The 25939-nt window shown below is 66.6% G+C and carries 25 protein-coding genes; 13 read left to right on the forward strand and 12 right to left on the reverse strand.

Annotated elements, in window-relative coordinates; all coding sequences use genetic code 11:
- Positions 1 to 50: 50 nt before the first annotated feature.
- Genes ACIBK2_RS34840 through ACIBK2_RS34850 form a run of 3 tightly spaced genes read left to right on the forward strand, consistent with a single transcriptional unit; the run spans position 51 to position 2716 of the window.
- Positions 51 to 1133, forward strand: coding sequence for a phenazine antibiotic biosynthesis protein (locus tag ACIBK2_RS34840; RefSeq protein ID WP_396973681.1), 1083 nt, complete (start codon positions 51 to 53; stop codon positions 1131 to 1133).
- A complete protein-coding gene (locus tag ACIBK2_RS34845; RefSeq protein WP_396973683.1) occupies positions 1133 to 2506 on the forward strand; it encodes an aldehyde dehydrogenase family protein in 1374 nt (457 codons plus the stop codon). Before ACIBK2_RS34840 ends, ACIBK2_RS34845 begins: the two co-directional genes overlap by 1 nt.
- A gap of 36 nt (positions 2507 to 2542) precedes the next feature.
- Positions 2543 to 2716, forward strand: a complete 174-nt coding sequence (locus tag ACIBK2_RS34850; RefSeq protein ID WP_396973685.1) for a hypothetical protein — start codon at positions 2543 to 2545, stop codon at positions 2714 to 2716.
- Between the two features lie 60 nt (positions 2717 to 2776).
- Here the strand turns inward: ACIBK2_RS34850 and ACIBK2_RS34855 are convergent, their stop codons facing one another.
- From ACIBK2_RS34855 to ACIBK2_RS34865, 3 genes are all read right to left on the reverse strand, one after another.
- A complete protein-coding gene (locus ACIBK2_RS34855; protein ID WP_396973687.1) occupies positions 2777 to 3601 on the reverse strand; it encodes a transglutaminase domain-containing protein in 825 nt (274 codons plus the stop codon).
- 50 nt (positions 3602 to 3651) lie between these two features.
- Entirely contained in the window at positions 3652 to 4380 is a 729-nt protein-coding gene (locus ACIBK2_RS34860; RefSeq protein WP_396973689.1) for a C40 family peptidase, read from the reverse strand.
- Between the two features lie 318 nt (positions 4381 to 4698).
- Positions 4699 to 5610, reverse strand: coding sequence for a LysR family transcriptional regulator (locus tag ACIBK2_RS34865; protein WP_396973691.1), 912 nt, complete (start codon positions 5608 to 5610; stop codon positions 4699 to 4701).
- A gap of 86 nt (positions 5611 to 5696) precedes the next feature.
- Between ACIBK2_RS34865 and ACIBK2_RS34870 the strand changes: the two genes are divergently transcribed.
- The gene (locus ACIBK2_RS34870) at positions 5697 to 7034 is read left to right on the forward strand and encodes an aspartate aminotransferase family protein (protein ID WP_396973693.1); all 1338 of its coding nucleotides are present in this window, start codon (positions 5697 to 5699) and stop codon (positions 7032 to 7034) included.
- Positions 7035 to 7043: 9 nt separating this feature from the next.
- Here the strand turns inward: ACIBK2_RS34870 and ACIBK2_RS34875 are convergent, their stop codons facing one another.
- Positions 7044 to 7586, reverse strand: a complete 543-nt coding sequence (locus tag ACIBK2_RS34875; protein WP_396973695.1) for a hypothetical protein — start codon at positions 7584 to 7586, stop codon at positions 7044 to 7046.
- A gap of 84 nt (positions 7587 to 7670) precedes the next feature.
- A complete protein-coding gene (locus tag ACIBK2_RS34880) occupies positions 7671 to 8051 on the reverse strand; it encodes a hypothetical protein (protein WP_396973697.1) in 381 nt (126 codons plus the stop codon).
- 288 nt (positions 8052 to 8339) lie between these two features.
- Here ACIBK2_RS34880 and ACIBK2_RS34885 point away from each other — a divergent pair, with 288 nt between their 5' ends.
- Both ACIBK2_RS34885 and ACIBK2_RS34890 read left to right on the forward strand, forming a co-directional pair.
- Positions 8340 to 8978 (forward strand): TetR/AcrR family transcriptional regulator, encoded by a 639-nt coding sequence (locus ACIBK2_RS34885; RefSeq protein WP_396973699.1) that lies wholly within the window; start codon positions 8340 to 8342, stop codon positions 8976 to 8978.
- Positions 8975 to 10594, forward strand: a complete 1620-nt coding sequence (locus tag ACIBK2_RS34890) for an MDR family MFS transporter (protein WP_396973701.1) — start codon at positions 8975 to 8977, stop codon at positions 10592 to 10594. Before ACIBK2_RS34885 ends, ACIBK2_RS34890 begins: the two co-directional genes overlap by 4 nt.
- Before the next feature lie 51 nt (positions 10595 to 10645).
- On the opposite strand, the gene ACIBK2_RS34895 is transcribed toward ACIBK2_RS34890, so the two are convergent.
- From ACIBK2_RS34895 to ACIBK2_RS34910, 4 genes are all read right to left on the reverse strand, one after another.
- Complete coding sequence (locus ACIBK2_RS34895; protein ID WP_396973703.1) at positions 10646 to 11590, reverse strand: esterase/lipase family protein; 945 nt, start codon at positions 11588 to 11590, stop codon at positions 10646 to 10648.
- A gap of 88 nt (positions 11591 to 11678) precedes the next feature.
- On the reverse strand, positions 11679 to 12992 hold the full coding sequence (locus tag ACIBK2_RS34900) for a glycoside hydrolase family 130 protein (protein WP_396973705.1): 1314 nt from the start codon (positions 12990 to 12992) through the stop codon (positions 11679 to 11681).
- Positions 12989 to 14002 (reverse strand): glycosyltransferase, encoded by a 1014-nt coding sequence (locus tag ACIBK2_RS34905; protein ID WP_396973707.1) that lies wholly within the window; start codon positions 14000 to 14002, stop codon positions 12989 to 12991. Before ACIBK2_RS34905 ends, ACIBK2_RS34900 begins: the two co-directional genes overlap by 4 nt.
- Positions 13999 to 15192, reverse strand: a complete 1194-nt coding sequence (locus tag ACIBK2_RS34910; RefSeq protein WP_396973709.1) for a glycosyltransferase — start codon at positions 15190 to 15192, stop codon at positions 13999 to 14001. Before ACIBK2_RS34910 ends, ACIBK2_RS34905 begins: the two co-directional genes overlap by 4 nt.
- A gap of 245 nt (positions 15193 to 15437) precedes the next feature.
- Between ACIBK2_RS34910 and ACIBK2_RS34915 the strand changes: the two genes are divergently transcribed.
- The 3 genes from ACIBK2_RS34915 (at position 15438) to ACIBK2_RS34925 (ending at position 19467) form a co-directional block, all read left to right on the forward strand.
- On the forward strand, positions 15438 to 16502 hold the full coding sequence (locus ACIBK2_RS34915; protein WP_396973711.1) for a glycosyltransferase family 4 protein: 1065 nt from the start codon (positions 15438 to 15440) through the stop codon (positions 16500 to 16502).
- A gap of 67 nt (positions 16503 to 16569) precedes the next feature.
- Complete coding sequence (locus ACIBK2_RS34920; protein ID WP_396973713.1) at positions 16570 to 18192, forward strand: DUF885 family protein; 1623 nt, start codon at positions 16570 to 16572, stop codon at positions 18190 to 18192.
- 57 nt (positions 18193 to 18249) lie between these two features.
- On the forward strand, positions 18250 to 19467 hold the full coding sequence (locus ACIBK2_RS34925; protein ID WP_396973715.1) for an alpha/beta fold hydrolase: 1218 nt from the start codon (positions 18250 to 18252) through the stop codon (positions 19465 to 19467).
- A 33-nt stretch (positions 19468 to 19500) separates the two neighbouring features.
- Here the strand turns inward: ACIBK2_RS34925 and ACIBK2_RS34930 are convergent, their stop codons facing one another.
- The gene (locus ACIBK2_RS34930) at positions 19501 to 20007 is read right to left on the reverse strand and encodes a DUF4240 domain-containing protein (RefSeq protein WP_396973717.1); all 507 of its coding nucleotides are present in this window, start codon (positions 20005 to 20007) and stop codon (positions 19501 to 19503) included.
- A gap of 10 nt (positions 20008 to 20017) precedes the next feature.
- Positions 20018 to 20821 carry an SDR family oxidoreductase gene (locus ACIBK2_RS34935; RefSeq protein ID WP_396973719.1) on the reverse strand — a complete coding sequence of 268 codons (804 nt, stop codon included), beginning with the start codon at positions 20819 to 20821 and terminating at the stop codon, positions 20018 to 20020.
- 243 nt (positions 20822 to 21064) lie between these two features.
- On the opposite strand from ACIBK2_RS34935, the gene ACIBK2_RS34940 reads away from it, so the two are divergent.
- Both ACIBK2_RS34940 and ACIBK2_RS34945 read left to right on the forward strand, forming a co-directional pair.
- The gene (locus ACIBK2_RS34940) at positions 21065 to 22522 is read left to right on the forward strand and encodes a three-helix bundle dimerization domain-containing protein (RefSeq protein WP_396974129.1); all 1458 of its coding nucleotides are present in this window, start codon (positions 21065 to 21067) and stop codon (positions 22520 to 22522) included.
- Positions 22523 to 22652: 130 nt separating this feature from the next.
- Entirely contained in the window at positions 22653 to 22988 is a 336-nt protein-coding gene (locus ACIBK2_RS34945; RefSeq protein ID WP_396973721.1) for a hypothetical protein, read from the forward strand.
- Between the two features lies 1 nt (position 22989).
- Here the strand turns inward: ACIBK2_RS34945 and ACIBK2_RS34950 are convergent, their stop codons facing one another.
- Positions 22990 to 23724 (reverse strand): TetR/AcrR family transcriptional regulator, encoded by a 735-nt coding sequence (locus ACIBK2_RS34950; protein WP_396973723.1) that lies wholly within the window; start codon positions 23722 to 23724, stop codon positions 22990 to 22992.
- A 59-nt stretch (positions 23725 to 23783) separates the two neighbouring features.
- Between ACIBK2_RS34950 and ACIBK2_RS34955 the strand changes: the two genes are divergently transcribed.
- Both ACIBK2_RS34955 and ACIBK2_RS34960 read left to right on the forward strand, forming a co-directional pair.
- On the forward strand, positions 23784 to 25373 hold the full coding sequence (locus ACIBK2_RS34955) for an FAD-dependent monooxygenase (RefSeq protein WP_396973725.1): 1590 nt from the start codon (positions 23784 to 23786) through the stop codon (positions 25371 to 25373).
- 95 nt (positions 25374 to 25468) lie between these two features.
- Positions 25469 to 25903 carry a hypothetical protein gene (locus ACIBK2_RS34960; protein ID WP_396973727.1) on the forward strand — a complete coding sequence of 145 codons (435 nt, stop codon included), beginning with the start codon at positions 25469 to 25471 and terminating at the stop codon, positions 25901 to 25903.
- Positions 25904 to 25939 lie beyond the last annotated feature (36 nt).

Here is a 25939-nt window from a genome sequence, read left to right on the forward strand (position 1 = left end):
CATCACGTGCCCGAAGCTGTAGTGGTCAGAGACCCGCAGCTGGAGGACACATGTGTTCGGCCATTCTCGATATCTCCACCGCCGCCGTCGATCCGGACGAATATCTGCACGAATTGATGAAGTGGCATTTCAGCGCCGAGACCGGTAGCCCCTATTGGCTGCGCCGCGCCCGGACCCTGGATTTCGACCCACGCACCGAGGTGCATACTTTCGCTGATCTGGCCCGGTTTCCCAACGTCATCAACGAGTTTCGGGATGTCGCCGTCGAGGATTTGATTCCGCGTGGACTCGACGGCGCGGATCGCGAGATCGCCGGGATATTCGAAAGCGGCGGCACCACCGGCGCGCCGAAGCGGTTCGTGATGTTCGAACGCTGGATGGAATTCGCCCTCGACTGGGACGACTTCCACTATGCCGGCCTCGGCACGATGAACACGCTGGCGATCGCGCCGAGCGGGCCACACATGTTCGGCGAGTTCGCAACTCGCCGCGCACGCAGGCACAACGGGGTGAAGTTCACCATCGATCTCGATCCGCGCTGGATCAAGCGGATACTTGCCCGCGGCGATACCGAGGAGGCGGAACGATACGCCGAACACCTCGTCGATCAGGCGGCCTACCTCCTGGCCACCCAATCGGTCGGCCTGCTGATCACGACACCGCCGCTGCTCGAACGCATTGCCCGTCGGGCCGATCTCGTGGCGGCAATCCGCAAGCAGGTCCAATTCATCTGCTGGAGCGGTGCGCACATGGACGCCGATTCGCGAGATATCTTCCGGCGTGAGATATTCCCCGGCATTCCGCTGAAGGGCCTGTACGGAAGCACCACCATTCTCGGGATGTCGCGAGAACGGCGGGAGGAACGGCCGGACGGCTTGCCCGTATTCGACGCGCCCAGTCCGTACATCGCCTTCGATGTCGTCCACCCCGACACCGGTGCCGAGGTCGAATTCGGCGAACGTGGACAGGTAGTGATGAACCATCTCACCAAATACGCACTGCTGCCGAACAATCTCGAACGCGACCTGGCCACCAAGGTCGAGCCGCTACCCGGCGCGCTCGGTTGCGCGGTCGCCGACGTCGGACCGGTTCAGGTCTTCGACGACAACTCCGTGATCGAGGGCGTGTACTGATGTTCGTCTACCTCGATGCCCTCGGCCCCGCGGGCGAGTATCGCGCCCGTGAGCGCAAGCCGCTGCTGTCGCTCGCCGGCGACCAGATCGGCGAGATAAGCCAGGTGCCACCGATATACGTGCGGCGAACCCTGGCCGCGATGCGCCGCGCGCCGGTGCTGCCCGGTGCCGAACGGCTCGCCGCGCTGGAGAAGGCCGCCGAATTGTTCGTGAGTGCGGATATCGGTGGTCTCGGCCCTGCGGACTACGCGCAGCTCGTGTCGACCGCGTCGGGTGTTCCACTCGGCGTGGTCCAGCAGTCGATCGCGTGGGTCGCCGACGTACTCCGATCGCTGCGGACGACTCTCGAGTTGGCGATGCCGCGCGGCGCGGTGGCGGATTGGCGCGATCCGCAGACTCTCTCGGGGTCGGCGGTGTGGACGCGTAAGGGGGATCTGTTCGCAGTGCACGCGGCAGGCAATACGCCCGCTGTGCACGGGCTGTGGCCCGAGGCGCTCGCGATGGGATACAAAGTGGCGGTTCGCCCGTCGGCGCGCGAGTCCTTCACAGCTTTCCGCCTGGTCAGCGCGCTGCGCGAGGCGGGATTCCCGCCGGAGATCGTGACATTGCTGCCGACGGACTACGCCGCCGCCGACGTGATCGTGGCCGAGGCCGACTTCGCCATCGTGTACGGCGGCCAGGACGTCGTCGACAAGTACTCCGCCAACCCGAGGGTGCTGACCCAGGGCCCGGGCCGTTCGAAGATCCTGGTGACCGCCGACGTCGACTGGCGCGCGAAACTCGATCTGCTCGCGGATTCGGTCAGCCACCTCGGCGGTACCGCGTGCACCTGCGCCACCGCGATTCTCGTCGAGGGCGATCCGGAGCCCGTCGCACGGGCAATCGCTGAGAAACTGCGTGCGATTCCGAGCCTGCCACCTGGTGATCCGGCAGCGATTCTTACTGTGCAACCCGTAGCGTCCGCCCAGGCCGTCGATCGCTATCTGCACACCGTCGCAGGCGAGGCCCGCGCGTTCCTCGGCGGCGACACCATCGTCGACGAACTGCCCTCCGGTGGCGCCGTGCTACGGCCCGCGGTCCATCTCGTCGCGAACAGCGCCGCCCCGCAGCTCAATGTCGAGCTCCCGTTCCCGTGCGTCTGGGTCGGGCCGTGGCGACCGGAGGAAGGCGTTGCACCGCTGCGGGATTCGCTGGTCCTCACCGCGATGACCACCCGGCGCGACCTGATCGACGCATTACTGAATGAGCCGTCGATCACCAACCTCTACCTGGGTGACAACGCCACCACCTGGCTGCGACCTGGCGTTCCGCACGACGGTTACCTCGGCGAGCACCTCATGCGGACCAAAGGGATGATCCGTTCCGAGACGTAGCGCAGGCGGTTGTCCGCTCGGGTCTATGGTGGACTTATGGGCGTCATGGGCGAACTATTTCCGGGACAGAAGCTGGCCGACGAGGGCAGCGGGGACAGCGACGGACAGCCGCACCGTCCCCGGCTTGCTCTCGATCTGGATGCCGGGGTCATTCGGATAGCCGGGCCTGCCGCGCCCGCCCCTGCGGACGAACCGACCGAAAGCGACTGATCCTCGCAGGGATTGATGCGGTCGCAGTTGGCAGCAGAACGAACCGTTGAGTGTGAACGTTCAGCGGATGAGTTCGGCAGGCACTCGGAGGTCGTCGTGTGCGTACAGTTCGGCGATAGCGGCTGGATCGTCGCCGGCGGCGGTGGCGGCGATCGTGTCGAGGAATTCGTCGTAGTCCGGGCCGGTCTCGCCGTTGTATGACGCGGTCATGCGCCCCCACTCGTCCCACGGAAGCATCTCGACCTTGTTCAGGGCGGCGAGATCTTTGATCGCGTTGCCGCGTATCTCGGCCGGTCCCCAATTAGCGGTGCCACTGACGCCGAACGTCGCGGCGTCGATCCGGCCTTCGCGGAAGGCGATCCATGCTTCACCGCCGCTGAAGAACTCACCGGCCCGGAGGTCCTCCGGGCGATCCAGGATGGACTGGCCGAGGATCTCGGTATCGATGCGCACCCATCGGCGTTCGACGTCATGCCAATACTCGGTGATCCAGTGATCGAGGCCCCGGCCGTGCTGGAAGTATGTCGCGAAGCCGCAGCGGGCCCGGGCCGCGATCCCTCGCTGGCGCAGCAGTGCGCAGCTGATCACTGCGAAGTGCCGACACGTGCCGATCACGCGGCGGTCCGGTTCTCGCGGGACAGTCAAGGGCGCTGGACTCAGCGCCAGCAGCGCGTTGACAAGCTTGACGACCTGGCGAATCTGGTTCTCCGAGAACCGTTCTGGCGGTAAGTCGAGGTTCTCGGCATCGCGGGGTTGAATGACCAGTCCTGGGGCAAGACGACAGATGTCGATGATGTCGGTCGGAATCTGTTCCAGCGCCGCCGGATCGACGCCGTGCAAGCTTGTCAGCAGCCCAGGACTGTTGTATTCGATCGCCGTAGCCATGCTGACGATCGTAAGCCGCTAAAGGCGCTGCGGACGAACAGCATTCGGTACTAGTTCTGGAATCGGCAGGCTCCCGCGTAGGGCATCGACGACATCGGGGACTCCACGACGCCGGTGCCGTAGCTGGAGGCGTGGATTACCTTGCCGTCGCCCGCGTAGAGCGCGGAGTGGCCGCCGCCGTAGAAGGACACCAGGTCGCCGGGGCGCAGGTCGTCTTTGGACACCGGGGTGCCTGCGGCGAGTTGGTCGTAGCTGGTGCGCGGGACCGAGACGCCGGCCTGCTGGTAGGACCACTGGACCAGGCCCGAGCAGTCGAAAACGTCGGGTCCTGCGGAGGTTCCGTAGTTCGAGCCGATCTTGGCGCGGGCGGCTTCGACGGCGACCTCGCCGGTCGTCTTCATCGGTGCGACCTGCGGGTGCAACGTGTTCGGCGGCTTGACGCCGGGAAGCCCTGCCAGACCGGAGTATTCGAAGCCCGGAATGTCAGGGAGGGCGAAGATGATTCCGGGAGCGGAGAATTCGGTCCGGGAGGGAGCAGCGGATGGCGCGCTCTCCTGCGGTGGTACCGAGGCCTGGAGGCCGGGAATCCCTGGGGGAAGGGAGATTTCGTTCGGAACTTCGAAACTGCCGATGCCGGGAACGGTCACTGTTTGGGCCGAGGCCTCTGCGGCGGAGAAGAGGAGTGCGCCGGAGACGGCTGCGCCTGCGGCAAGTGTCCACCAGAACACCCGCCGCAGCGAGCGGGTACTTCGGACGTCGTCGTCGGTCTTCGATGCCATGATCAAGTCCTCCGATGGTCATTTCGAAGGCCTTGGCTTTCACCACCAAGTCTTCGAATACATTCGAGAACATCACGGTGATCTGTCAGTCCAAGCTGATCCGATTTCCCATCCTTCGACACAATCGGGTTCGAACAAATTTCCGACACACTGAAAAGTAATAACGAAACGGTAACTAAATATCCAATAGGTATTGAAAATAGCCATTGACCTGTGTAAATGCACCATTCATTCCGGCGAAAATTCCGGCTGCTACGGCCCGTGTCGCGGGCGATTTACTGCTCGTCGGCGAGCGATCCGCTTTTCGTTCGAGTGTTTTCAGCCCTCGATCGGGCCGCTCGTACCGGGTAGCTCACCGTGTCTGCGCAGGGCATCGAGCACCACATTGACGGCCGCGCGCGGCGGTGCACCGCGCCGGATAACCGCGGTAATAGTGCGGGTAACCGGACTGGTGAGTTCCCTGGTCGTGACGCGGTAGCGCGGATCGATGGCGAGGCCAGGTAGCAGGGTGATCGACAGCCCGGCCTCGACATGTTGCAGCGCCATCATGTAGTTGCTGAAACGGCAGACTATCCGCGGCTCGAAGCCCGATTCGCGGCAGAGTCGGGTCGCCAGATTCGCCATGTAGGACTTCGGGGTATCGAAAGCCCACGGCTCGTCGGCGTACGCGGCGAGATCCGCGGGTCCGCGAGCCGCCCGGTCGGGTGGCAGCACGAGCACGATCGGATCGGTGGCCAGCGGCACGATGTCGATGTCCGGACCGAGCGGCTGCTCGACGAAATCGGTTGTGGTGACGATGATGTCGGCGTCGCCGACGCGCAGCGCACGCATGCTCTCGTGCGGCTCCAGCTCGTGCAGCGTGATGTCGAGGTGCGGATGGCTGGCCGCCAGCCGCGTCACCGCGGGCACGCACAGCGAGTGGATGGCGCTTTGAAAGGCGCCGAGCCGGACCAGCCCGGCCGGTTCGCCGCCGAGACTGCGCAGCTCCGCCTCGACGGTGCCCATGTGGTCGAGGATCGCCCTGGCCCGCCGGGCCAGGATCAACCCGGCAGGGGTGAGCCGGACCCGGCGGCCGGTGCGTTCCAGCAGCTGCGTGCGCGTCTCCGCCTCCAGCACCGCGAGCTGCTGGGACACGCTGGACGCGCTCAGGTTGGCCGCCTGCGCGACCGCGCGGACGGTGCCGAGGGAGTCGAGTTGGCTGAGTAAACGCAGCCGCCAAGGGTTCAGCATCCCTTGATTGTTGTACGGCTGAGCCGAACAGCACAGCCGGAATTGTGAGATGGACGTGTCGCTCGCGCCACCCTTACCGTCGAGATATGGCTTCTCCCACCTTCACACCGCAGTCCACCGACGACTTCTGGGCCGACACCGACCGCCACCTCGTGCGCTATGCGGGCGCAGGCACCTTCACCCCCGAGATCATCACCCGCGCCGCAGGCAGCTTCCTGTACACCGAAAGTGGCAGGGAGATACTGGATTTCACCTCCGGGCAGATGAGCGCGATCCTCGGGCACTCGCACCCGGACATCGTCACGACCGTCCGCCGCCAGATCGGCGAACTCGACCACCTGTTCAGCGGCATGCTCAGTCGCCCGGTCGTCGACCTGGCCCGCAGGCTGGCGGGCACCCTGCCCGATCCGCTGGACAAGGCGCTGCTGCTTACCACCGGCGCCGAATCGAACGAGGCGGCGATCCGGATGGCCAAGCTGGTCACCGGCAAACACGAGATCGTCTCGTTCGCCCGCTCCTGGCACGGCATGACCCAGGCCGCCGCGAGCGCGACCTACAGCGCGGGCCGCAAGGGCTACGGTCCAGCCGCGCCAGGCAACTTCGCCATCCCGGCACCGCACTCCTACCGGCCCGACTTCACCACGGCCGCAGGCGAACTCGACTGGCGCCGCCAGCTCGACTTCTCCTTCGACTTGATCGACGCCCAGTCGGTCGGCAGCCTGGCCGCCTGCATCGTCGAGCCGATCCTCAGCTCCGGCGGCGTCGTCGAACCGCCGCTCGGCTACTTCGCCGCGCTACACGAGAAGTGCCGCGAACGCGGCATGCTGTTGATCCTCGACGAAGCGCAGACCGGGCTGTGCCGCACCGGATCCTGGTACGCGTTCGAACGCGACGGCATCGTGCCGGACATCCTCACGCTGTCCAAGACGCTCGGCGCCGGACTGCCCCTGGCCGCCGTGCTCACCAGCGCCGAGATCGAGCAGGAGGCGCACGATCGCGGCTTCCTGTTCTTCACCACCCACGTCGCCGACCCGCTGGTGGCCGCGGTCGGCAACACCGTGCTCGACGTGCTCGTCCGCGACCGCCTCGACGAGCGGGCCGCCGAGCTCGGCGCGTTCCTGCGGCGTGGACTTGAGCGAATCGCCGAGCGGCACACCGTCGTCGGGGATATCCGTGGTCGCGGACTACTCGCCGGACTCGAGCTGGTCGTCGACCGGGCGACCAAGCAGGGCTCGGACGAGCTCGGTGCGCTGGTCACGCGTCGCTGCCTGGAGTTGGGCCTGCACATGAACATCGTGCAGCTGCCCGGCATGGGCGGCGTCTTCCGGATCGCCCCGCCGCTGACCGCCACCGAGGACGAATTGTCCCTCGGCCTGGCCATTCTCGACGAGGCGATCGGCGACGCGGCCGCACGGATGCTGTGACAGCCGCGGTCAGGTCAGGTTGCCGTCGATGCAGAGGCTCGCGGTCCGCGAGGACGGACCGGGGCGGTCCGCGCCGGAATCGAAGGCCCACTGGGAGATCGGCGCGGCGGCCTTCCAGTACAGCTTGCCGCTGCGGTCCGCGACCGCCTGATAGACGTCCTCGTTGCCTTCGATGAGCTGGCCGCCGACGCAGTAGTCGTTGTATTCGGTTCCCGGTTGCCGCGCGCCCGCGCTGAACAGGCCCGTCGGGTTGGTGTACGAGCCGGGATTGGGGACGGTGCTCGGTCGGCTCGCCGCCGGTCCCTGCCGCCAATACGGCGCGCCGCGGTCGGTCGTGCACTGGAAGGTCTGGCCACCGGCGGTGACCGTCGAGCCCTGCGGATGCGCGGTGGCCGCCCAAAGGCATTGCGCGCCAGTGCCTGTTGTCGTTGTCCGGGAATCAGTGGCGGCGGCTGTTCCGGCGCCGAAGGTGACGCCGCCGGCTACCGCGGCGATCGAGAGCAGGGTGAGCGCCTTCATCCGGGTGGTCTTGGGGCTGTTGACAGTTCTCATCGTCGTCTCTCTTTCCATCTTCGACGGATCACCTCCATCGGGCCGTAATGCGAAGTGGTGCAGCAAGTTCAGAACGAGGGCCGATCAGCACCAGCTGGCAGTGGGGCGGCAGACAACCCAGCCGTCGCCATCGGCTCGCGGCACAGCGGTCCAGGTCGAGGCAGCGCCGTTGCCGCGGTTCGCCGTGGCTTCGGCTGGGTTCTGCTGACTTCGGTAGTCGCGCAAGGAGTTCTGATGCTCGTTCTGCCGCAGTGGATTGGCATCGGTGTGGTGATAGCCGGAGGGGTCGATGTGGTGCGCGCCGGTGCTGTCGCCGCGGGTGCCGCGGCCGGGTGCGTGGTCCGAGCGTGTGCCGGGGTCTGCGATCGCGATACCGGAGCTGAGCACCGTCGCGACGACGCCGCCGACCAGCAGCGCGAGCGCTGCGATCGAACGGCGGTAGCCGCCGGTGCTGATTGATTGCACGGAAAATACACGTCGCGCCATGGCCTCATTGCCTCTCTGGTCTGATGAGCTCAGGTGATCTGAACGGGCTCATCTACTGAGATGAACAGTAGGTGACGAACCTGAGAGGCTGCTTATTGGATGATATGCGCTGGCATTGGTGAGCTGAGTCACGCAGGTGAGTAGTAGGTCGACGGGCTGCCTGGGTTCGGATCCCACGGTGTCGGTCCTGCTGGCGCGTCGCCGGGTGAGCACGATCACAGAAAATTGCACTGTCTGAAATTTTGCAGTTTGTGTTAAATTTTTGCCATGTCGTCCCCCACCCGCGCGGAGCCGCCGATCGGCCTGCGCGAACAGAAGAAGCGCAAGACCAGGCTCGAGCTGTGCATGGCTGCTCGACGGCTGGTGGTCGCGCACGGGCTCGACGCGACGACCGTGGACGACATCGCGAAGGTCGTCGGGGTCTCGCCGCGCACGTTCTTCAACTACTACGACACCAAGCTCGACGCGATCGTCGGCCCGATCGAGGAGATCGGCACGCCCGCGGCGCGGGCGGAGTTCGTTGCCGGTGGGCCGACCGGGGTGCTCATGTCCGACCTCACCTGGCTGTTCGCCTCCGCGCTCGAGCCGGAAGAGGAAGTGCGCGAGGCGATTTCGCTGGTGATGCAGATCGTCAAGGAAGAGCCGCGGGTGTTCGCCGGGTTCATGGCCGCGGGCGTGCAGCAGGAGGCCGTCGTGCGCGAGCTGCTGTCCGCGCGCGCGGGCGAGCCGGTTACCCCCGAATTCGCCACTCTCGCAGCGGGAATCATGACCAACATCGCGACTCGGGCCGCGATGTCCGCGACCGCCGACACCAGCAGATCACTCACCGCGGCCGTGCACGACCACTGTGCGATGGCCGCCCGGATGTTCGCCCAGCCCGCCGAGCGAAACCAGGAGACACGATGACCACGACGGCTGACTCGCCGCCTACCCCAATTGTCCTGACCCAGAAGCGAATCTGGCTCATTTTCTCCGCGCTCATCGCGGGCATGTTCCTGGCCAGCCTGGACCAGATGATCGTCGGCACCGCGATGCCGACCATCGTCGGCGAACTCGGCGGCGTCTCACACATGGCGTGGACCGCGACGTCGTACCTGCTGGCCACCACCATCGTGATGCCGATCTACGGCAAATTCGGCGACATGTTCGGCAGGCGTTGGCTTTTCCTGTTCGCGGTGACCGCCTTCACCGCGGCGTCCGTCGGTGCGGCCGCCTCGACCAGTTTCTGGGAGTTCATCGTCTTCCGCGGCCTGCAGGGCGTCGGCGGCGGTGGCTTGATGATCCTGGCGCAGGCCATCATCGCCGATGTGGTGCCCGCGAAGGACCGCGGCAAGTACATGGCGCCGATGGGTGCCGTCTTCGGCATCACCTCGGTGGCCGGACCGCTGCTCGGCGGCTTCTTCGCCGACACGCTCGGCTGGCGCTGGTGCTTCTGGATCAACGTGCCGATCGGTATCGCCGCGCTGTTCATCGCGTTCCGCTACCTGAGCGTGCCGAGCCATCGACCCAAGACCAAGCCGGACTACCTCGGTGTGCTGCTGATGTCTTCCGCGACAACGCTGTTGATCCTGATCACCGACTGGGGCGGTAAGCAGTACGCCTGGGGCTCGACGACGATCGTCGCGATGATCGCCGCGCTGGTGGTCGTGGTGGCCGCCTTTGTGATGGTGGAGGCGCGGGCCGAGGAGCCGATGCTGCCGCTGTGGTTGTTCCGCAACCGCACCTTCGTGCTGACCTCGGCGATCGGCCTGCTCGTCGGCCTGGTGATGTTCGCCGCGATCGGCTTCATCCCGACCTATCTGCAAATGGCCACCGGCGCTTCCGCTTCGGTCTCCGGTCTGCTACTGATCCCGATGATGGTCGGCATGATGATCACCCTGATCGGGTCGATGACCGCGATCACCAAGACCGGTCGCTACCGGGTGTATCCGCCGATCGGCGCGCTGACCATGCTGGGCGCCATGCTGTGGCTGACCCGGCTGGACGCGAACACCTCGATGTGGGTCGTCTCGGCGATGCTGTTCGTGGTCGGCGCAGGCCTCGGCCTGATCATGCAGATCATCGTGCTCGTCGTGCAGAATGCCGTGGCGCCCAACCAGATCGGGACCGCGACCAGTGCCAACAACTACTTCCGGGAGATGGGTGGCGCGATCGGTGTCGCGATCTTCGGCTCGATCTTCACCAACCGATTGACCGAGGGGCTCACCGACGCGTTCATGTCGCACGGTCCGGAGGTGATGGCGGCGAAGCTCGATCCGAGCGCGCTGGTGCCGTCGGTGGTCAAGCACCTGCCGGAGGGCCTGCACGACGCGATCGTCGGCGCGTACGTGAACGCGCTGGTGCCGGGCTTCTGGTACCTGATCCCCGGCGCGATCATCGTCTTCGTGCTCGCGCTGTTCATCCCGCAGCTGAAGCTCTCCGACGAGGCGGGCATGGTCGCCCGTGGCGAAGCGGTGATGGAAGAGACGGAGCAGGCCAAGGACGCGAAGCCAGATCCTCAGCTCGTCACCGACCACAGCTGACGACAACAGATCCGGGCGGTAGGGCTATCGGCCTTGCCGCCCGGATCTGTGTCAGGGGCAGGCGGTGCCGGTGTAGTCGGGGTCGAGTGCCTTCTTGATGATGTAGGCGACGGTGGGGGACTGCGGGAGGACGGCGTGCTCGAAAGTGTCTGTGGCGCAGAAGTCTTGGACCCACACGTTGTCGACGGTCGCGCCGGGGCCCGTCTGCAGGAAGGTGGCCTCCGGTGGGGTGGAGGCGTCGTCGTGGGTACTGGCTATCACGGTGTAGGTGATGCCGGGGTCGGTATCGCCCGCGGCGTTGATGTCGCGGAGGTAGTCGCTGCCCACGAGCTGCTGGGTCGCCGCGGTTCCGGCGATTTCTGTCAGTCCGGCGGAGAAAGCCGAATCGGCGCTGCCGGACGGGATCCGGCCTGCCACGCCGCGCATGGTGGAGCCGTGGTTGGTGCCCGCGAGGGAGATCAGGTGGTCGACCTTGTCGGCGCCGCCTGCGAAGCGCAGGTAGTGGCGCGACATCAGCGCGCCTTGGGAATGACCGACGAGGTCGACCTTCGCCGAATGCGTTGCGGCGCGGACCCGGTCGACGAAGGCGGCGAGCTCCTCGGCGGACCTGCGGATGTCCCCGACGCCGTACATTCCGGGTAGCGCGCCGAGCACACTCGCGGTGTCGCGGCCGTAGTTCAGCGAGAAGACACAGTAGCCTTCGGTTTTCAGCTGCGGGGCGAGCACGTTCCAGTCGTTCTGGTTGCCCCAGGTGCCGTGCACGAGCACGACGGGGCGCGGGTGTGCGGCGGCGGGTTGGCAGGTCCAGTCGTCGGATCCCTCAGGTGGGACGCTGCCGTCCGGGTCCTTGCCCACGCCCGGCGGGCCCGCGATACCGTTTGCCGCCGTGGCCGATTGGGTATCGCCAGGTTGGGCCTGTGCCCCCGGCGCGCAAATTCCGGTCAGTATGCCCGCCGCCGCACCCGCCGCGGTCAGCCGCCGCCACCTTGTATTCATGGAAATTCCTTCATCGTTTCGTGCGTGGCGGCGAATTCGGTTACCGCGGGACCTCGGCGAACGGTCCTCGGATGAAAACCGTACAGCGCTACGAAACCATCGGCGGGCCCGCGGCCGTCAGTCGCTGCAGGAGTGCGGGCATATCCACGAACGCGAATCTGATGGCCGAGTCGCTGCAGCCGTAGGGCAGCACGAGGGTGTCCTGGTGGACCAGTGCGCCGCAGGAATACACGACGTTGGGCACGTAGCCGTCGCGTTCGGTCTCGGTCGGCGCCAGCAAGGGCTGGCGCAGCGCGCCGATGACCCGGGTCGGGTCGTTCAGGTCGAGCAGGATCGCGCCGATCCCGTAGGTGCGCACCGGCCCGACGCCGTGCGTCAAAACGAGCCAGCCACCAGGTGTTTCGATCGGCGGACCGCAGTTGCCGAGCTGGATCAGTTCCCAGGGCTGCGTCGGCCGGTAGATGGTGACCGGGTCGCTCCAGGCCCGCGCGTCCGGCGAGCTGACCACGCTGATGTTTTCCCGATCCCAGCGCGAGAGCATCAGATAGTGGCCGTCGACCCGCCGCGGGAACAGCGCCATCCCCTTGTCGGTGGCGCCGCCGCCGTCGAGCCGGGTGCTGTCGAAGGTGACGAAATCGTTGGTGTGCAACAACCTCGGCGCGACCCGGCCGCCGTCGAACGCGGTGTAGGTGGCGAAATACGTTACTTTCCCGTCGCTTTCGGTGAAACGGGTGAAGCGCGCGTCCTCGATGCCGTGCGTCTCGTCGGCGCTGGCCGGGAAGAGAATCCGCTCGGACATCGGGCGGTCCGCGGGAAAGGTCACCGTGTAGTTTCCGGCCGTCGACAGGGTGATCCGGCCGGACTCCAGGAACGGGGTCGGCGTGTTCAGCCGGATCGAATCGCCGCCCGCGAGGACGCCGGTGCGGAACTCGATGCTCGAGATATGTCCCTCGCCGAGGGCGCGCACGCTCATGACGAAGCGCAATTCGCCTGGGGCGAGGCCGGTCTGGTCCGGGTGCGCGACCATCGACGGATTGAACAGCGCCGCCGCCTCGACGGCGTACTCCTGGGTGAAGCAGGCGCCGATGAGCTGTCGTCGATCCGCGGTGAGCACCGTGGGCAGCAGATGCTCGACCACCGCGCTGTGCGCGGCGAATATCGCGGAGAGGTCGCGGTGTCGATTGCCGAACTGGCGCAGCGCGGACGCCAGGGTGCTCGACACCTCCGCGTCCGACAGTCGCAGCACCCGCGCGATGATGGCCTCCGCGCGCGAAATGCCGTGTCCGAGTAGCTCCTGGCCGGGTTGGAACAGCCTGGCCAGCACCCGGCTCCCGTCCGGGAACAGGGCCTGGCCGCCCCGGCGGGCCAGGTCAGTTGTCGTCACCGCCGAGGTGTTGGTCACGCGGCCGCCTGCTGCAGGCGACGGGCCTGCTGCATCGTGGAGATCAGCGCGAGGGTCGACTCGGCGCCCTGGTTCTCGTTTCGCCCGGTGGGCTCCAGCCCGTCGCAGCAGCCGCCGCTGGCCAGGTCGATGAGCGGGGTCGAGACATCATTCTCGCCACGGAACCAGGCCTCGCACAACATGACCGCCTCCTGCCAATGATGGTCCTTGGTGTCGTCGAAGGCGCGAGCGCAGGCATCGGCCAGTGTGGCGACCTCGATCGGCTGCTGGTCGAAACCGGGACGCTTCTCGCCGGTCGCCCAGCCGTCGACCGGCGTGACCGACAGGTGGTCGCCCGCGGTCTCGGTCTCCAATAACCAGCGCAGCATCGCCAATCCGTCGGCGTGTGTGCGGCCTTGCCCCGGTGCGGCACCGGCCACCAGGAGTGCTTCGGCCAGCACGGCATTGGCGTAATGCAGCCGTGGCTCGGGCCAGCGCCAGTCGAGGCGGCGGGTCGGCGGGCCGATCAGCTTGGCGGCATCTGCCAACAGCTTTGGCGCTATGAGGTTTCCGGGATCGGCGCGCAGCACCTCGGCCGCGCCGAGTGCGGCGAAGGCCATCGCGCGCGGGAACTGGGAGCGCTGCTTCGCGGCGATGGTGAAGTGCGCCAAAGCCTTTTCGGCCAGCTCCGGCCTGTGGGCGGCGACGGTGCCGAGTGCCCAGATCGCGCGACCCCAGTGGTCCTCGAGGCTCGGTTCGTCCTGCCAGTTCCGGTCGGTGCCGCGGCGATTGTGACTGCGACCGTCCTCGGTGAGTGCGTCGAAGATGAAGCGCGCGTAGACCTGTACCAGCGCGTCCAGCTCCTCGGTGGGCTCCGGCTCGCGGAGTACGACCACGAGGGCCCGCGCGACATCGTCTACGCAGTAACCGTTCTCGAGGCGCGGCGCGGTGAACTTGGCGTGCTCGAAGATCCCGACCTCGTCACTCAGTCGCACCAGGTGGGCATAAGAGATGGTGATAGTTTCGCTCATGCTGTCGCCAACTTCGCATCGGCTTGCAGCGTCTCTGCGGCAAGCGCATGGTATTTCCTGCTCACTGCGGGCCAGAGTAGGTCTGGCGCAATGCGTTTCGCTTCTGCGCTCATCCGGGCCGCCAGGCCGGGCTCGGTGAACACCTTGCGCAGCGCGGACGCGATGGCGGTCGGTGATTCGCGATCGACAAGGAGACCGGCGCCGCTCGACAGCAGTTCCCGCGCGTGCGGAAAAGCCGTCGATACCACTGGTTTACCCGCTGCGACGGCTTCTATCAGAACTCCGGAGGTTACCTGCTCGCGCGAGTCGTAGGGGAGCAGCACGACGTCGGCCTGCTGGATCAGCCGGTGCAGCTCGTCGCTGGACAGGTAGCGGGCGTCGAAATGCACGGCGTTGGTGACGCCGCGCCGCGCGGCTCGGTCGACGAGGCTGGTGCGGTAGGACTCGCCGTGCCTGGCCAGCACCCGGGGATGGGTCTGCCCGACCACCCGGTAGTGCGCGGCCGGGCGCAGATCGGCGAGGTGGGCCATCGCGTCGATGCCCCACTCGATGCCCTTGCCCTCGCCGAGCAGGCCCCAGGTCAGGATGACCGGCGTCCGCGAGATCGGCTGATGCCGGAGGCTGTGCGGTCCGGGGAGGTGCTCGGTCGCACCGTGTGGAATCACCCTGACCTTGGACTGGTCGACCGCGTAGTGCTCGATCAGCCGCTGGCGGGCCGTCTCGGTCATGGTGACGAGCGCGGCGCAGTGGCGGGCCAGTTCCTCGAGGATCATCCGCTGCTGCGTGGTCGGGGTGACCAGTACGGTGTGCAGTACCGCGATCGCCGGAACGCGCAGTGCGCGAACGACTTCGAGGACGTCGACGCCGTCGCGCCCGCTATAGATACCGTATTCGTGCTGGATGATCGCGACATCGAAGCGATTGAGGGCGGCGGCCGCGGTGGCGGCGCCACGCCGGGCGCTGCGCTCCCACTGGTGCGTCACCAACGGCAGCGGTGCCTGCTCGGGGCTGTCGACCACGGCGACGATGCCGACCGCACCCCCCACAGCCGGAACCTGACCGAAATCGACCGTCGCAAAACCGGTTTCGGTAGGGGTGGTCAGCGCGCCGACCAGCGAGTCGGTGAAGGTGGCCAACCCGCACTGGGTCGGTGGATAAGTGCTCAGAACGCCGTAAGACCGAACTGACACAACGTCAGCCTTTCTGATTCGAGCCAGCGCCGACGGTGCCGCTGTCTGCAGCCACTCAATTGGCTGAATCGTGTCGCGCTGAAGCGCTTGAGAATCCGTTCCGGAGCACGACACGGGCGGATCGACCACTAGGCCTCGATAGTAACACCCAGGTCACGCGGGGTCGATGTGATAAGGTCGGTGCATCAAGTCCGCCCGTTCGCAGGCGGCTCTCGGCGGTTAATTCGCCAGTAATCGAGGAATTTATGAAAATCGGCGTAATCGCGTCGGTAGCTCATCGCACGCCACCGAAAAACTATGGACCGTGGGAGCACATCGCGTCGACCCTGGCCGAGGGATTCGTGGCGCGGGGCCACGACGTCACGCTGTTCGCCACCGGGGACTCCGAGACGTCGGCGCGGCTGGTCGCGCCCGTGGCGTCGGGGTACGAGGAGACGGCCGACGCTGATGCCAAAGTCGCTGAGGCGCTGCATAATTCGACCGCGTTCGAGCATGCGGGCGAGTTCGACGTGCTGGCCAACCATTTCGACTTCATGCCGCTGACCTACAGCCGCCTGGTGTCGACCCCGATGGTCACCACGATCCACGGCTTTTCCTCGCCGAAAATTGTGCCGGTATATAAGGCCTTCGACGATATCGCGCACTATGTGGCGATCAGCGATGCCGACCGGCACCCCGCGCTCCGCTATGCCGCGACAATCCATCACGGTATCGATACCGCGCAGTTCACATTTCGGCCCGAGCACGGCGAATATCTGCTCTTTCTCGGTCGAATTCACCCCGACAAGGGGACGCACCTGGCAATCGAGGTGGCGCGGCTCACCGGGCTGCCGTTGATCATCGCGGGCGTGGTTCAGGACGAGGAGTACTTCCGCACGGCGGTCGAGCCGCACCTCAGCGACCCCGCAGTGACCTACGTCGGGCCGGTCGGACCGGCGCGCCGGGACGAACTGCTCGGTGGCGCACGCGCTTTGCTGCACCTGATCGGATTCGCTGAGCCGTTCGGCCTCGCGGTCGTGGAGGCTCTCGCGACCGGAACGCCGGTCATCGCAACCCCGTTGGGGTCGATGCCGGAGATCATTCGCGACGGTGTCACCGGATTCCTCGTCACCGATGTGGCCGGCGCGGCGGCCGCGCTCGGCAAGGTCGATCAGCTCGATCGGCAGATCGCCCGCGACGACGTGTGCGAGCGCTTCAGTGCGGATCGGATGATCGACGACTATCTGGCGCTGTTCGAACGCATCGTGCCCGCGTCACCGGCGCAGCAGGGCATCGGCTCGCCCGGGCTGTTCTCGCACGCCGGGCTGTAGGTAGCGGCACCCGCCACCCTGTATCTAATGGCTGGCCGGTTGCGGGTGCCAATTGTATTGTGCGGACATGGGTCTAGCGAAGCTTGCCGAAGAGTTCTGGAACTGGCGGCTGGCGACACTGCCCGACTCGCACGACGATCTGCCACGGGTGGAACGGCCGGCGGGGTGGCTGCCCGATTGGTCCTCGAAGGCGATCGCCGGTCGCCAAGAGGTGCTGGCCGAGCTGACCCGTAGACACCGCGAGCTCGACCTGTCCGACGAGCCGGTCGCGGTGCAGGTCGACGGCAGGCTGCTCGGTTCGGCGCTCGCCAGAGTGCACTGGGAGCTGGAGCTGATCCGGGACTGGGAGCGCAATCCCGGCTTCTACGTACAGCAGAGCCTCGGCCCGATCTATGTGGAGTTGCTCGTCTCGTCGCCGTTCGACGCAGCGCGGGCGGCGCAGGTCAGCGCGCTGCTGCGGCACGTTCCGCTCGTGCTCGAGCAGGCCAGGGAGAATCTCGCGGAGCGGGCCGGTGCGTCGTTCACGCGCAGCACGCTGCGATTGCTGAACGAGGCCGAGGGTTCGCTCGAGGCCGCGATGGCGGAGCTTGTTCCGTTCCTACCCGATGCGTATGCCGCCGAGTTGCCCTCGGCCGCCAGGGTGGCCGCCGATGCTGTTGCGGCGTACCGGGATTGGCTGACCGAGCAGCTGCCGTCGCTGGGTGAGGTCGAACCGGTCGGACCGGAATCGCTGGCGTACTTTCTGCATCGCGTTGCGCTGCTGCCTTATTCGGCGCAGCGGCTGCGCGAGATGGGCCGCCAAGAGTGGCATCGGGCCGTCGCCCTCGAGGCGCTGCTGCGTACCCGGCATCGGGACGCGCCCGAACCTGAACTGCCCGCCGACGCCGCTGAGCATGCCGCGCGTCAAGCCGTTGACGAGCGTGCGGTGCGCGATTTCGCTGATGAGCGGGGACTGCTGAGTCAACCGGAGAGCTTGCGGCACTACCGATTCGCGCCGCGACCGCCCTATCTCGAGCCGTTGACCTGGCTCGGGGTTACCGATGATCTGACCGGGCCCGCTCGGATGGACGAGGATGCCACTCGGTATGTCCCGACGCCGCGGCCGGATCTGCCGTACTTCGATCAGGCCGCCGCGTTCGATTCGCGCACCGCGATCGTGCACGAGGGGGTACATGCCCAGCAGGTCGCGATCGGTTGGCACCACGCGAATCCCGCTCGGCGGTGGTTCTACGACTCGACGCCCAACGAGGGCATCGCGTTCAACTACGAAGAGCTGATGCTGCACGCCGGGCTGTTCGACGACGCACCGGCCAGCGCGATCTTCGTGGCAAATGCCATGCGGCTGCGGGCTTTACGCGTCGACGTGGATATCGCGCTCGCGCTCGGCGAACTCTCCATCGATGAAGCGACGGATCGGCTGGCGGTCGCGGTGCCGTTGGATCGTGCGACGGCGTGGGAGGAAGCGGTGTTCTTCGCGGGGAACCCCGGCCAGGCGTTGAGTTATCAGATCGGCAAACTGCAGATTCAGGATCTGCTCAGTACGGCGGTCCGCGAACTCGGCGACGAGTTCGATCTGAAGGAATTCCACGACCGGCTCTGGCGCGAGGGGAATGTGCCGTTGTCTTTGCAGCGCTGGGAGCTGCTCGGACTGCGTGACCACCTCGACGAAGCGGACCGGCTGGCCGGATAGGCATAGTGGGAGGACCCACTACGGCGGGTCGCCGTCCGGGCCAGCAGAGGAGCCTGCATGTTCAGAACGCGACGTTTCGCCCTGGTAGGTGCGCTCGTTCTGCTCTGCGGAGCTTGCGCGACCGAGCTGAAGCACGGTGCCGACACCACCGCTCCCGGGCAGGGAGAACGGGGAACCGTGGTGTCCACGACACCGGTCGCGCAGTTGTCGACCGAGGAGACCGCTGCCTACCTCGCCAAGGGGAACTTCGATACTCCGGTGCACAACGGGGTGGACGCGTATCGCGTCGACTATCGCACCATCACCGCGGCAGGTGAACCGACCACCGCGAGCGGGCTGGTCGTGCTCCCGCGCACGGATTCCCCTCGGTTGCGCACGGTCAGCTTCGAGCACGGCACGCTGGTGCTGAAAAGCGATGCGCCGTCGGTCAACAATCAGAGCCGTCCCGACCAGGCGCGCACCATCATGTTCGCGGCAGCGGGCTATGCGGCGATCGCCCCGGACTATCTCGGCCTCGGCGACGGGACGGGAAACCATCCCTACACCCACGCGCCGACGGAAGTGAGTGCCTCGGCCGACCTACTGTTCGCGGCTAAAAACGTTGCCGCACAACAGCATCGCGAACTAGAGCGGGACATCCTGGTGTCCGGCTTCTCCCAAGGCGGCCATGCCGCAATGGCATTCGGCAAGGCGCTACAGGCAGACGAGGTGCCCGGTTTCGGACTCGCCGCCTTGGCCCCGGTCAGCGGTCCCTACGCCCTCCGCGACGTCGAAACCCCCGCCGGGCTCGACGGACGAGTCGCCCCAGGGCCCGCGGTGTTCTACTTCGCCTACTGGCTCACCGCGATGAACCAGATCTATCACCTGTATGACAGTCCCGCCGAAGCCTTCCAGGAGCCGTACGCCGGAAAGATCGAAGGGCTCTTCGACGGCACGCGCAACGAGCTCACCATCGCCACCATGCTGCCCATCACGCCGGACCTGCTGTTGACGCCGAAGTTCGTCGAGTTGGCGAAGAACCCGACCGGTGCTGTGCTGAAAGCAATCACCGACAGCGACGGCACCTGCGACTGGACCCCGCGGGTCCCCGTCCGCCTCTACGGTGCGACCGCCGACCGCAACGTCCCCTACGCCAACGCCGAACACTGCCTGCAAGCCCTGCACAGCGAGAACGCCACCCTGCAGAACCTCGGCGGGTTAGACCATACGAACTCGGCCCGCGCCGCCATGCCGCAGATCCTCACCTGGTTCCAACAACAGTCGCCGCCAAGCTGACTCGGCTCTGTCGCGGCCTCCGGGGGAGGGCAGTCAGTTCCAGCCTGCCGGGTTCGAGAAGGACTCGCGGGAGATGCCGGAGTTGGTCTTCGGGAAGCTGCCCACGCGGTCGCTGTGCAGGTGGGCGAAGAAATAGCACAACTTCCCGCACTCCGCGTCGACCACGGACACTGCGGGATCGGCGATTACGGCGTTGTAGAAGTCCTGCCCCATGGCGACGATGAAACCGCGGCAGTAGAGGAAACCGTCGTCCGAGCCGTCGGTGATCTCGTGGATGTCGGCGCGGTCGAGGTCATACAGTTTTCGCTCCAGGACACGGTCCAGGGCGGTCAAGTCGTCGCTCGACAGCGGTTCGCTCAGCGCTTGCAGATGATCGAGAAAGGTGGCCAGATCCTTGTCCAAGGTATCTGCGGCATCATCGTTTTCCCGGTGTATCAAGCCTTTTCGAAGGGCAGCGGACTCGTCGCCGACCAACTCCCAGGCCGATTCGATGATGGTCCAGAAGCGGGCTTCGTCGGCCGCGGTGGGGAGGTCGCTCACGCGCCGGACACTACCGCGACAGTCCGTGCACGCGCGCGATGAGGCGTTCCATCACGGTGCGCGGCAGCAGTCTGCGGACCGCGAACATGACGGGGGCATTGCTGCCGACGGCGTAGAGGGGCTGTGGGCGGTCGGCCTCGATGGCCTTGACAATCGTGTCGGCGACCCGTTCGGCGGTGATGCCTTTCCCTTGTGCCTCATCCAATTTCGCGATGAATACGGTGAAGTCGGCGGTGTGTGGTGAACCCTCGGCCAGGTACTTCGTCCGGCGTTCCCGCAACCCCGTATTGATCTGCCCCGGCTCGACCGTGCTGATCCACACCCCGAACGGCGACTCCTCGAACCGCGCCGCCACTGCGAAACCCTTCAGCGCCGCTTTGGTCGCCCCGTACGACGACCGATACGGCATCGGGAAGCTGGCGATCATCGACCCCACCATCACCACCCGCCCATACCCGCGCTCCCGCATACCGGGCAACACGGCCTGCGTCAGCGCTACCGGCCCGAGCACATTCAGCCGGAACAACCGCTCCACCGCATCCATCGGCAACTCCGCCAACGGCCCCGCCTGACTCTCCCCAGCATTGTTGACCAGCACATCAACCTCCCCGAGTCCAGCAACAAACGCCTCGATCGACGCGGCCTCGGTCAAATCGAGCGCCCGATACTCGACCCCCGCCACCCGAGCCTCGTCCCCAACCCCCTCCGGCTTCCGGCTCGTCCCGATCACCCGATACCCCCGCGCCACCAACGCCGCGGCCGTCGCCTTCCCGATCCCGGACGAAGCACCGGTAACAACAGCAGTGCGAGGCATAACCATCTCCTTAGTCAGCGACTCCAGCCGACGATAGCGCCTCCCCCCAACCCCCGCGCCACCCCAACCCGCCGCCACCCGATCAGGCCGCCTGCACCGGGCATTTCGGTGGGGCAAACGGGGGCGCAACGGGGGGTTTCGGAATGGGGATTTCGTATTGAATTCTGCGGATGGGCGGGGTTGGGCGGGTGGGAGTGGGGCTAGGGTTGGCCGGCGCGATGGGGGTTGGGTGCTGTCGTGGGGATGTTCTGGCCGCTCGATGCCGAGGAGAATGTGGTGGTTGCCGACACTGTTCGGGAGGAACAGGCGGTTCGTCAGGTGACGGAGCGGTTGGTCGAAAACTTTGGCGGCACTTACTCTCCGGAGTACATCGAAGGGGTGGTGGGGGCGGCGCGGCGGCGGTTCGCTGGGCATCCGGTGCGGACGTTCATTCCGATTCTGGTGGAGCGCTACGTTCGTCGGCAGTTGGAGGCGGTGGGGGAAGTAGGCGACGCTGTCGTCGGGCCGGATACCGCGCGGACGCGTAGGGCTAAGCACAAAGCCGAGTCGGTGGATGGTGGGTTGCCTGCCGCGATTCGTGAAACATGGTCGGCGAACAAGCGTTTCGCGCCGGCGGCGGTTGCCGCGGTGGTCGCGGCCTTGGTGGTGGTGACCGTGGTTACGCTGGCGCTGGCCGTGCGGCAGCCGAGTTCCGCGCCGCAGGCGGCGGCGCCGGGAGTGTCGTCGCTGACCCTGGTGCGTGGCGTGGTCGGGTCCGAGAAGATGTCGTTCTTTCAGGATCCGAAGGTGGCCGAGGTGCTGGCGCGCAACGGGGTGAAGGTGGAGGTGGACGCGGCGGGGTCACGGGAGATCGCGACGTCGGTCGATCTCGGGAAGTACGCGTTCGCGTTCCCGTCCAGTGAGCAGGCGGCGGAGCGAATTCAGCGGCAGCGCAACGTGAGTGCCAAGTACATACCGTTCTCCTCGCCGATGGCGATCGCCACGTTCAAGCCGATCGCCGACCTGCTCGCCAAGTCGGGCGTGGTGCATCAGGGTCCGGTGCCGACCTTCGACATGGCCCCCTACCTGCGGATGGTCGGCAACAACACGCGATGGGACCAGCTCGGTGACAACACCGCGTACTCGGTCCGCAAGAACGTGCTGATCTCCACGACCGACCCGCGCAGCTCCAACTCCGCGGCGATGTATCTGGCCATCGCGGGCTATGTCGCGAACAACAACACGATCGTGCAGGGCACGTCCGCCGAACAGGACGTAATCCCGACGGTGTCAAGGCTTTTCGTCGGCCAGGGCTACACCCAGAACAGCAGCGAGGGCCCGTTCGACGCCTACCTGGCCTCCGGCATGGGCCCGACGCCGCTGGTATGGATCTACGAGTCGCAGTTCGTGGACGCCACTGTGCGCGGCCAGATCAAGCCGGACATGACGCTGCTGTACCCGTCGCCGACCATCATGTCCCGGCATACGCTGGTGCCGCTCGGCGAGGCGGGCGACCGGATCGGCCGCCTGCTGTCCACCGACCCGGATCTGCAGCGCCTCGCCGCCGAGCACGGCTTCCGCACCGGCGACGCCACCCAGTTCGCCACAGTGACCGCCGACCACCACATTCCGGTCGCCGCCGATCTCATGGATGTGATCACCACCCCCACGTTCGACACGTTGGAGCGCTTGCTCGAGGGCGTCGGCAAGTCTTACAACTGATCCGCTGCCGCAGCCGAAACTCCCTGCCGGACAACGAGTGTCTGATCTGGTTTCGGAGGAGGCAATGGGGGCATACTTGTCGCATCAGGTACCGGCCGACCAGCCGGTATCGCGGCGCGAGGTAAGCAGAATGACAGTGGATGGGCCATACGAGATTCCGCCGCTCGATGACGCTGAGGACATCACCCGTATCACGGAGCCGCAGCCGGGCGAGACGTTGGCGGACACCAGGAACTGGGCCGGATTCGGCTTGTTGTTCATCGGCGTGGTGATCGCCGTCGCCGCCGCGGTGGTGGCGATGTGGGGGTTCGGCGCCGCCGCCGTCGCGGTGACGATCTTCGCCGTGCTGACCCTGCTCGCGGGCGCGGCACTGGTGGTGCTCGAGCAGGTGCGCAAGCGCGCGCGGACCATTCCGGCCTCGTCGGAGGCGCCCGCCTGGCAGGTCATCGAACGGCCCGGCGAGTGACCTAGTCGATTCCCGCTGTACGCGTGGCGATTCCGTCGAGTACACAGTCGAGGCCGAACGCGAAACGCTGGTCGGCGTCCGGATCGTCGGCGTCGCGTACCCGCCGGCCGAATTCGGGATAGTCGCCGCTCGCCAGCACGTCGCGGATGTAGGGCGCGACGGTCTGCTGCCATTCGGTCTCGGTGAGACCCGTTCGGCGCTGGGCCTTTTCGTCGGCCAGCTGCTGGGCGACGGCACCGAAGACATAGGCGTGCACGGTGTCGACCATGGCGGCCGCGAGGTTGATGTCGCGGGTGCGGGCGCCTGCGGCGGTGAGCGCGAGGTCGTGCAGCCGTAGCGAATTCGCGCCGAGTGCGGGACGGCCGGTGAGTTCCGAACCGAGCCAGGGATGCCGGATCAGCGTCGCACGAGTGTGTGTGGCGACGGCGGCGAGATCGGCGCGCCAGTCACCGGCGAGGGCGGGCGGTGTCGTTTCGCCGTGCACCGCGTCGATCATCAAGTCCAGCAGGTCATCCCGGCTCTCGACATAGCGGTACAGCGAGGCGGTGCCGGATTCGAGTTCGGTGGCGACGCGGCGCATGGTGACCGCGTCGAGCCCCTCGCTGTCGGCCAGGTCGACGGCGGTGCGCACGATCCGCTCGATGCTCGGCGCCCGACGGCTCGGTGCGCGCTGCTCCTTGGTCCACACCAGCGTCTTGGCGGTATTCGTCATCGTGTCCTTCCCTCTTGCGCTCATCCTAGCACTATGGATACGGTGTATCCGTTGTGAGTACGTTGTAGCCATAAGGAGAATGCATGTCCGAGACGAGAGTTCCCGTGCTGATCGTCGGCGGCGGATCGGTCGGCCTGTTCGCCGCCGTCTTCCTGGCATATCACGGAGTATCGGCCCTGCTGGTCGAGGGCGCGGCGGGCCCGTCCATCCATCCGAGGGCGACCGGACTCGGCCCGCGCACCATGGAATTCCTGCGCCAGGTGGGACTAGCGCAGGAGGTCGACGCGGTGGCTGTCGACATGTCGGCGGGCAGCCTCGGCAAGATCGCCGGCCCGACGCTCGCCGCGGTGGACCTGTCCGCCGTACCGGACGCACCGCCCATCCGGACCGGCTGGGGCTCCGGCCGGGTCAGCCCGGCCATGATCCGCGGCATCTGCGCCCAGGATCGCCTGGACCAGGTGCTCGCGCCCGCGGCGGCGGAACGTGGTGTCACCCTTCGATATTCGACGCGCCTGACGTCCTTCGAGCAGGACGCGGCGGGAGTCACCGCGCACCTCGACGACGGAACCACGGTCCGCGCGGACTACCTGATCGCCGCCGACGGCGTACGCAGCGGCGTGCGCGACGCACTCGGCATCGAGACGACCGGTCCAGGATCGTTCGGCAATCCGAAGGTGAGCATGCTCTTCCGCGCGGACCTGCGGCCGTACACCCACGGTCGGCATTTCGCCAACTGCGATATCACCGGTCCGGACGTGCAGGGCATGTTGGCGACTGTCGATGGCGCGAAAGAGTGGATCTTCCATACGGATTACCACCCTGACAACGGAGAGACCGTCGAGGACTTCACCGAAGAGCGGTGCGCCGACCTGATCCGTACCGCAGTCGGTGATCCAGCGCTGGAGGTCGAGGTCCGCAGCCGGTTACCTTGGCGCATAAGAGGTTTGCTCGCCGACAAGTTCCAGCGGGGCCGGGTGTTCCTGGTCGGCGACGCGGCGCACTCGGTACCACCGCAAGGCGCGTTCGGCCTGAACACCGGTGCCGCCGACGCGCACAACCTGGCCTGGAAGCTGGCGGCGGTGCTGCACGGACAGGCCGGACCCGCGCTGCTGGAAACGTATGAGACGGAACGCCGATCGGTCGCCTCCTTCACCTTGGCGCAGGCGTTGCTGCGAGTGGCCAACCCACGCCTGCACTGGGATATGAGCCCCGCCGCAGGAGCCGCGCGGGCGGCGGTAGGGATGGCGGCCGCGCCGGTGGTGCAGCTCGGCTACCGCTACGACTCCACCGCGGTGATCGACCCCGACCCGCGATTGCCGGACACCGAGGACGTCGAACGCGTCCTGGACGGCACCCCGGGATCCCGGCTACCCCATCTCTGGCTCGACGAGACACGCTCGACCCTCGATCTCGTCCGAACGGAGTTCGCCCTGCTGGCCGGCCCCGACGGCGCGGCCTGGGTGCGCGCGGCCGGCGAAGCGGCGGCCCGGCTGGGAATCCCATTGGTGGCCACGGTGATCGAAGCGAACGAATGGCCGGAACGGGTGGGCATCGATGCCGACGGTGCCGTGCTCGTCCGCCCCGACCAGGTTATTGTCTGGCGGGCACCGACGAGCGGTGCTGATCCAGCGGATGTGATCGGCCAGGTGCTGCGCCGCGTGCTCGACAGGTGATCCACCTGCCCTGAGACGCGCGTGAAAGGTCGGTGAGACGTCCACCCCGAAGTATCGACAGCAGCACAAGCCATCACGACTCGGAGGAACCGTCCATGAATCGCCGAACACTCTGCGCGTTCGCGCTCATCACCCTCGTCGCGGCCGGAGGCACGGCCTGCTCCGATGACAAGAGCAGCAGTGCTCCCGCCTCCGGCGCCAGCAGTTCCGCGGCACCCGCCGCGCAATCCCCGGCCAAGCCGACGGACTACTGCCAGTCGATGGTCGACTTGTCCCGCAGCACACGGGCACTGACCTCGAAGTCCGATATCACCCCGGCCGACTACGCCAAGACCGCCGATCAGTTCGACCAGGTGAAGGCCATCGCGCCCGCCGAGGTGACCGGCGATATCGACACGATCAGCGCGGGCTACCGGGCCATCGCCAAGGGACAGGCCACGATCGACTCCATCGGTCCGGACATCGCCAAGGCGAGCCTGCACATGACCCAGGTGAACATGGAGAAGTGCGGACCGCCCACCGGTAAGTAGCCGCGGTAGCCGAACACGGTCGAGCCGAAGGAGGTC

The organism is Nocardia sp. NPDC050175 (assembly GCF_044459885.1).
Classification (GTDB): Bacteria; Actinomycetota; Actinomycetes; order Mycobacteriales; family Mycobacteriaceae; genus Nocardia.

What these genes read in the sequence shown, in the direction of transcription:
- ACIBK2_RS34885 (WP_396973699.1), top strand. Translation starts at nt 8,340, where the DNA reads ATGTCGTCCCCCACCCGCGCGGAGCCGCCGATCGGCCTGCGCGAACAG.
- ACIBK2_RS34940 (WP_396974129.1), top strand. Translation starts at nt 21,065, where the DNA reads ATGTTCTGGCCGCTCGATGCCGAGGAGAATGTGGTGGTTGCCGACACT.
- ACIBK2_RS34855 (WP_396973687.1), bottom strand. Translation starts at nt 3,601, where the DNA reads ATGGCTACGGCGATCGAATACAACAGTCCTGGGCTGCTGACAAGCTTG.
- ACIBK2_RS34850 (WP_396973685.1), top strand. Translation starts at nt 2,543, where the DNA reads ATGGGCGTCATGGGCGAACTATTTCCGGGACAGAAGCTGGCCGACGAG.
- ACIBK2_RS34870 (WP_396973693.1), top strand. Translation starts at nt 5,697, where the DNA reads ATGGCTTCTCCCACCTTCACACCGCAGTCCACCGACGACTTCTGGGCC.
- ACIBK2_RS34955 (WP_396973725.1), top strand. Translation starts at nt 23,784, where the DNA reads ATGTCCGAGACGAGAGTTCCCGTGCTGATCGTCGGCGGCGGATCGGTC.
- ACIBK2_RS34945 (WP_396973721.1), top strand. Translation starts at nt 22,653, where the DNA reads ATGACAGTGGATGGGCCATACGAGATTCCGCCGCTCGATGACGCTGAG.
- ACIBK2_RS34860 (WP_396973689.1), bottom strand. Translation starts at nt 4,380, where the DNA reads ATGGCATCGAAGACCGACGACGACGTCCGAAGTACCCGCTCGCTGCGG.
- ACIBK2_RS34935 (WP_396973719.1), bottom strand. Translation starts at nt 20,821, where the DNA reads ATGCCTCGCACTGCTGTTGTTACCGGTGCTTCGTCCGGGATCGGGAAG.
- ACIBK2_RS34840 (WP_396973681.1), top strand. Translation starts at nt 51, where the DNA reads ATGTGTTCGGCCATTCTCGATATCTCCACCGCCGCCGTCGATCCGGAC.
- ACIBK2_RS34845 (WP_396973683.1), top strand. Translation starts at nt 1,133, where the DNA reads ATGTTCGTCTACCTCGATGCCCTCGGCCCCGCGGGCGAGTATCGCGCC.
- ACIBK2_RS34950 (WP_396973723.1), bottom strand. Translation starts at nt 23,724, where the DNA reads ATGAGCGCAAGAGGGAAGGACACGATGACGAATACCGCCAAGACGCTG.
- ACIBK2_RS34960 (WP_396973727.1), top strand. Translation starts at nt 25,469, where the DNA reads ATGAATCGCCGAACACTCTGCGCGTTCGCGCTCATCACCCTCGTCGCG.
- ACIBK2_RS34895 (WP_396973703.1), bottom strand. Translation starts at nt 11,590, where the DNA reads ATGAATACAAGGTGGCGGCGGCTGACCGCGGCGGGTGCGGCGGCGGGC.
- ACIBK2_RS34915 (WP_396973711.1), top strand. Translation starts at nt 15,438, where the DNA reads ATGAAAATCGGCGTAATCGCGTCGGTAGCTCATCGCACGCCACCGAAA.
- ACIBK2_RS34890 (WP_396973701.1), top strand. Translation starts at nt 8,975, where the DNA reads ATGACCACGACGGCTGACTCGCCGCCTACCCCAATTGTCCTGACCCAG.
- ACIBK2_RS34875 (WP_396973695.1), bottom strand. Translation starts at nt 7,586, where the DNA reads ATGAGAACTGTCAACAGCCCCAAGACCACCCGGATGAAGGCGCTCACC.
- ACIBK2_RS34905 (WP_396973707.1), bottom strand. Translation starts at nt 14,002, where the DNA reads ATGAGCGAAACTATCACCATCTCTTATGCCCACCTGGTGCGACTGAGT.
- ACIBK2_RS34920 (WP_396973713.1), top strand. Translation starts at nt 16,570, where the DNA reads ATGGGTCTAGCGAAGCTTGCCGAAGAGTTCTGGAACTGGCGGCTGGCG.
- ACIBK2_RS34865 (WP_396973691.1), bottom strand. Translation starts at nt 5,610, where the DNA reads ATGCTGAACCCTTGGCGGCTGCGTTTACTCAGCCAACTCGACTCCCTC.
- ACIBK2_RS34925 (WP_396973715.1), top strand. Translation starts at nt 18,250, where the DNA reads ATGTTCAGAACGCGACGTTTCGCCCTGGTAGGTGCGCTCGTTCTGCTC.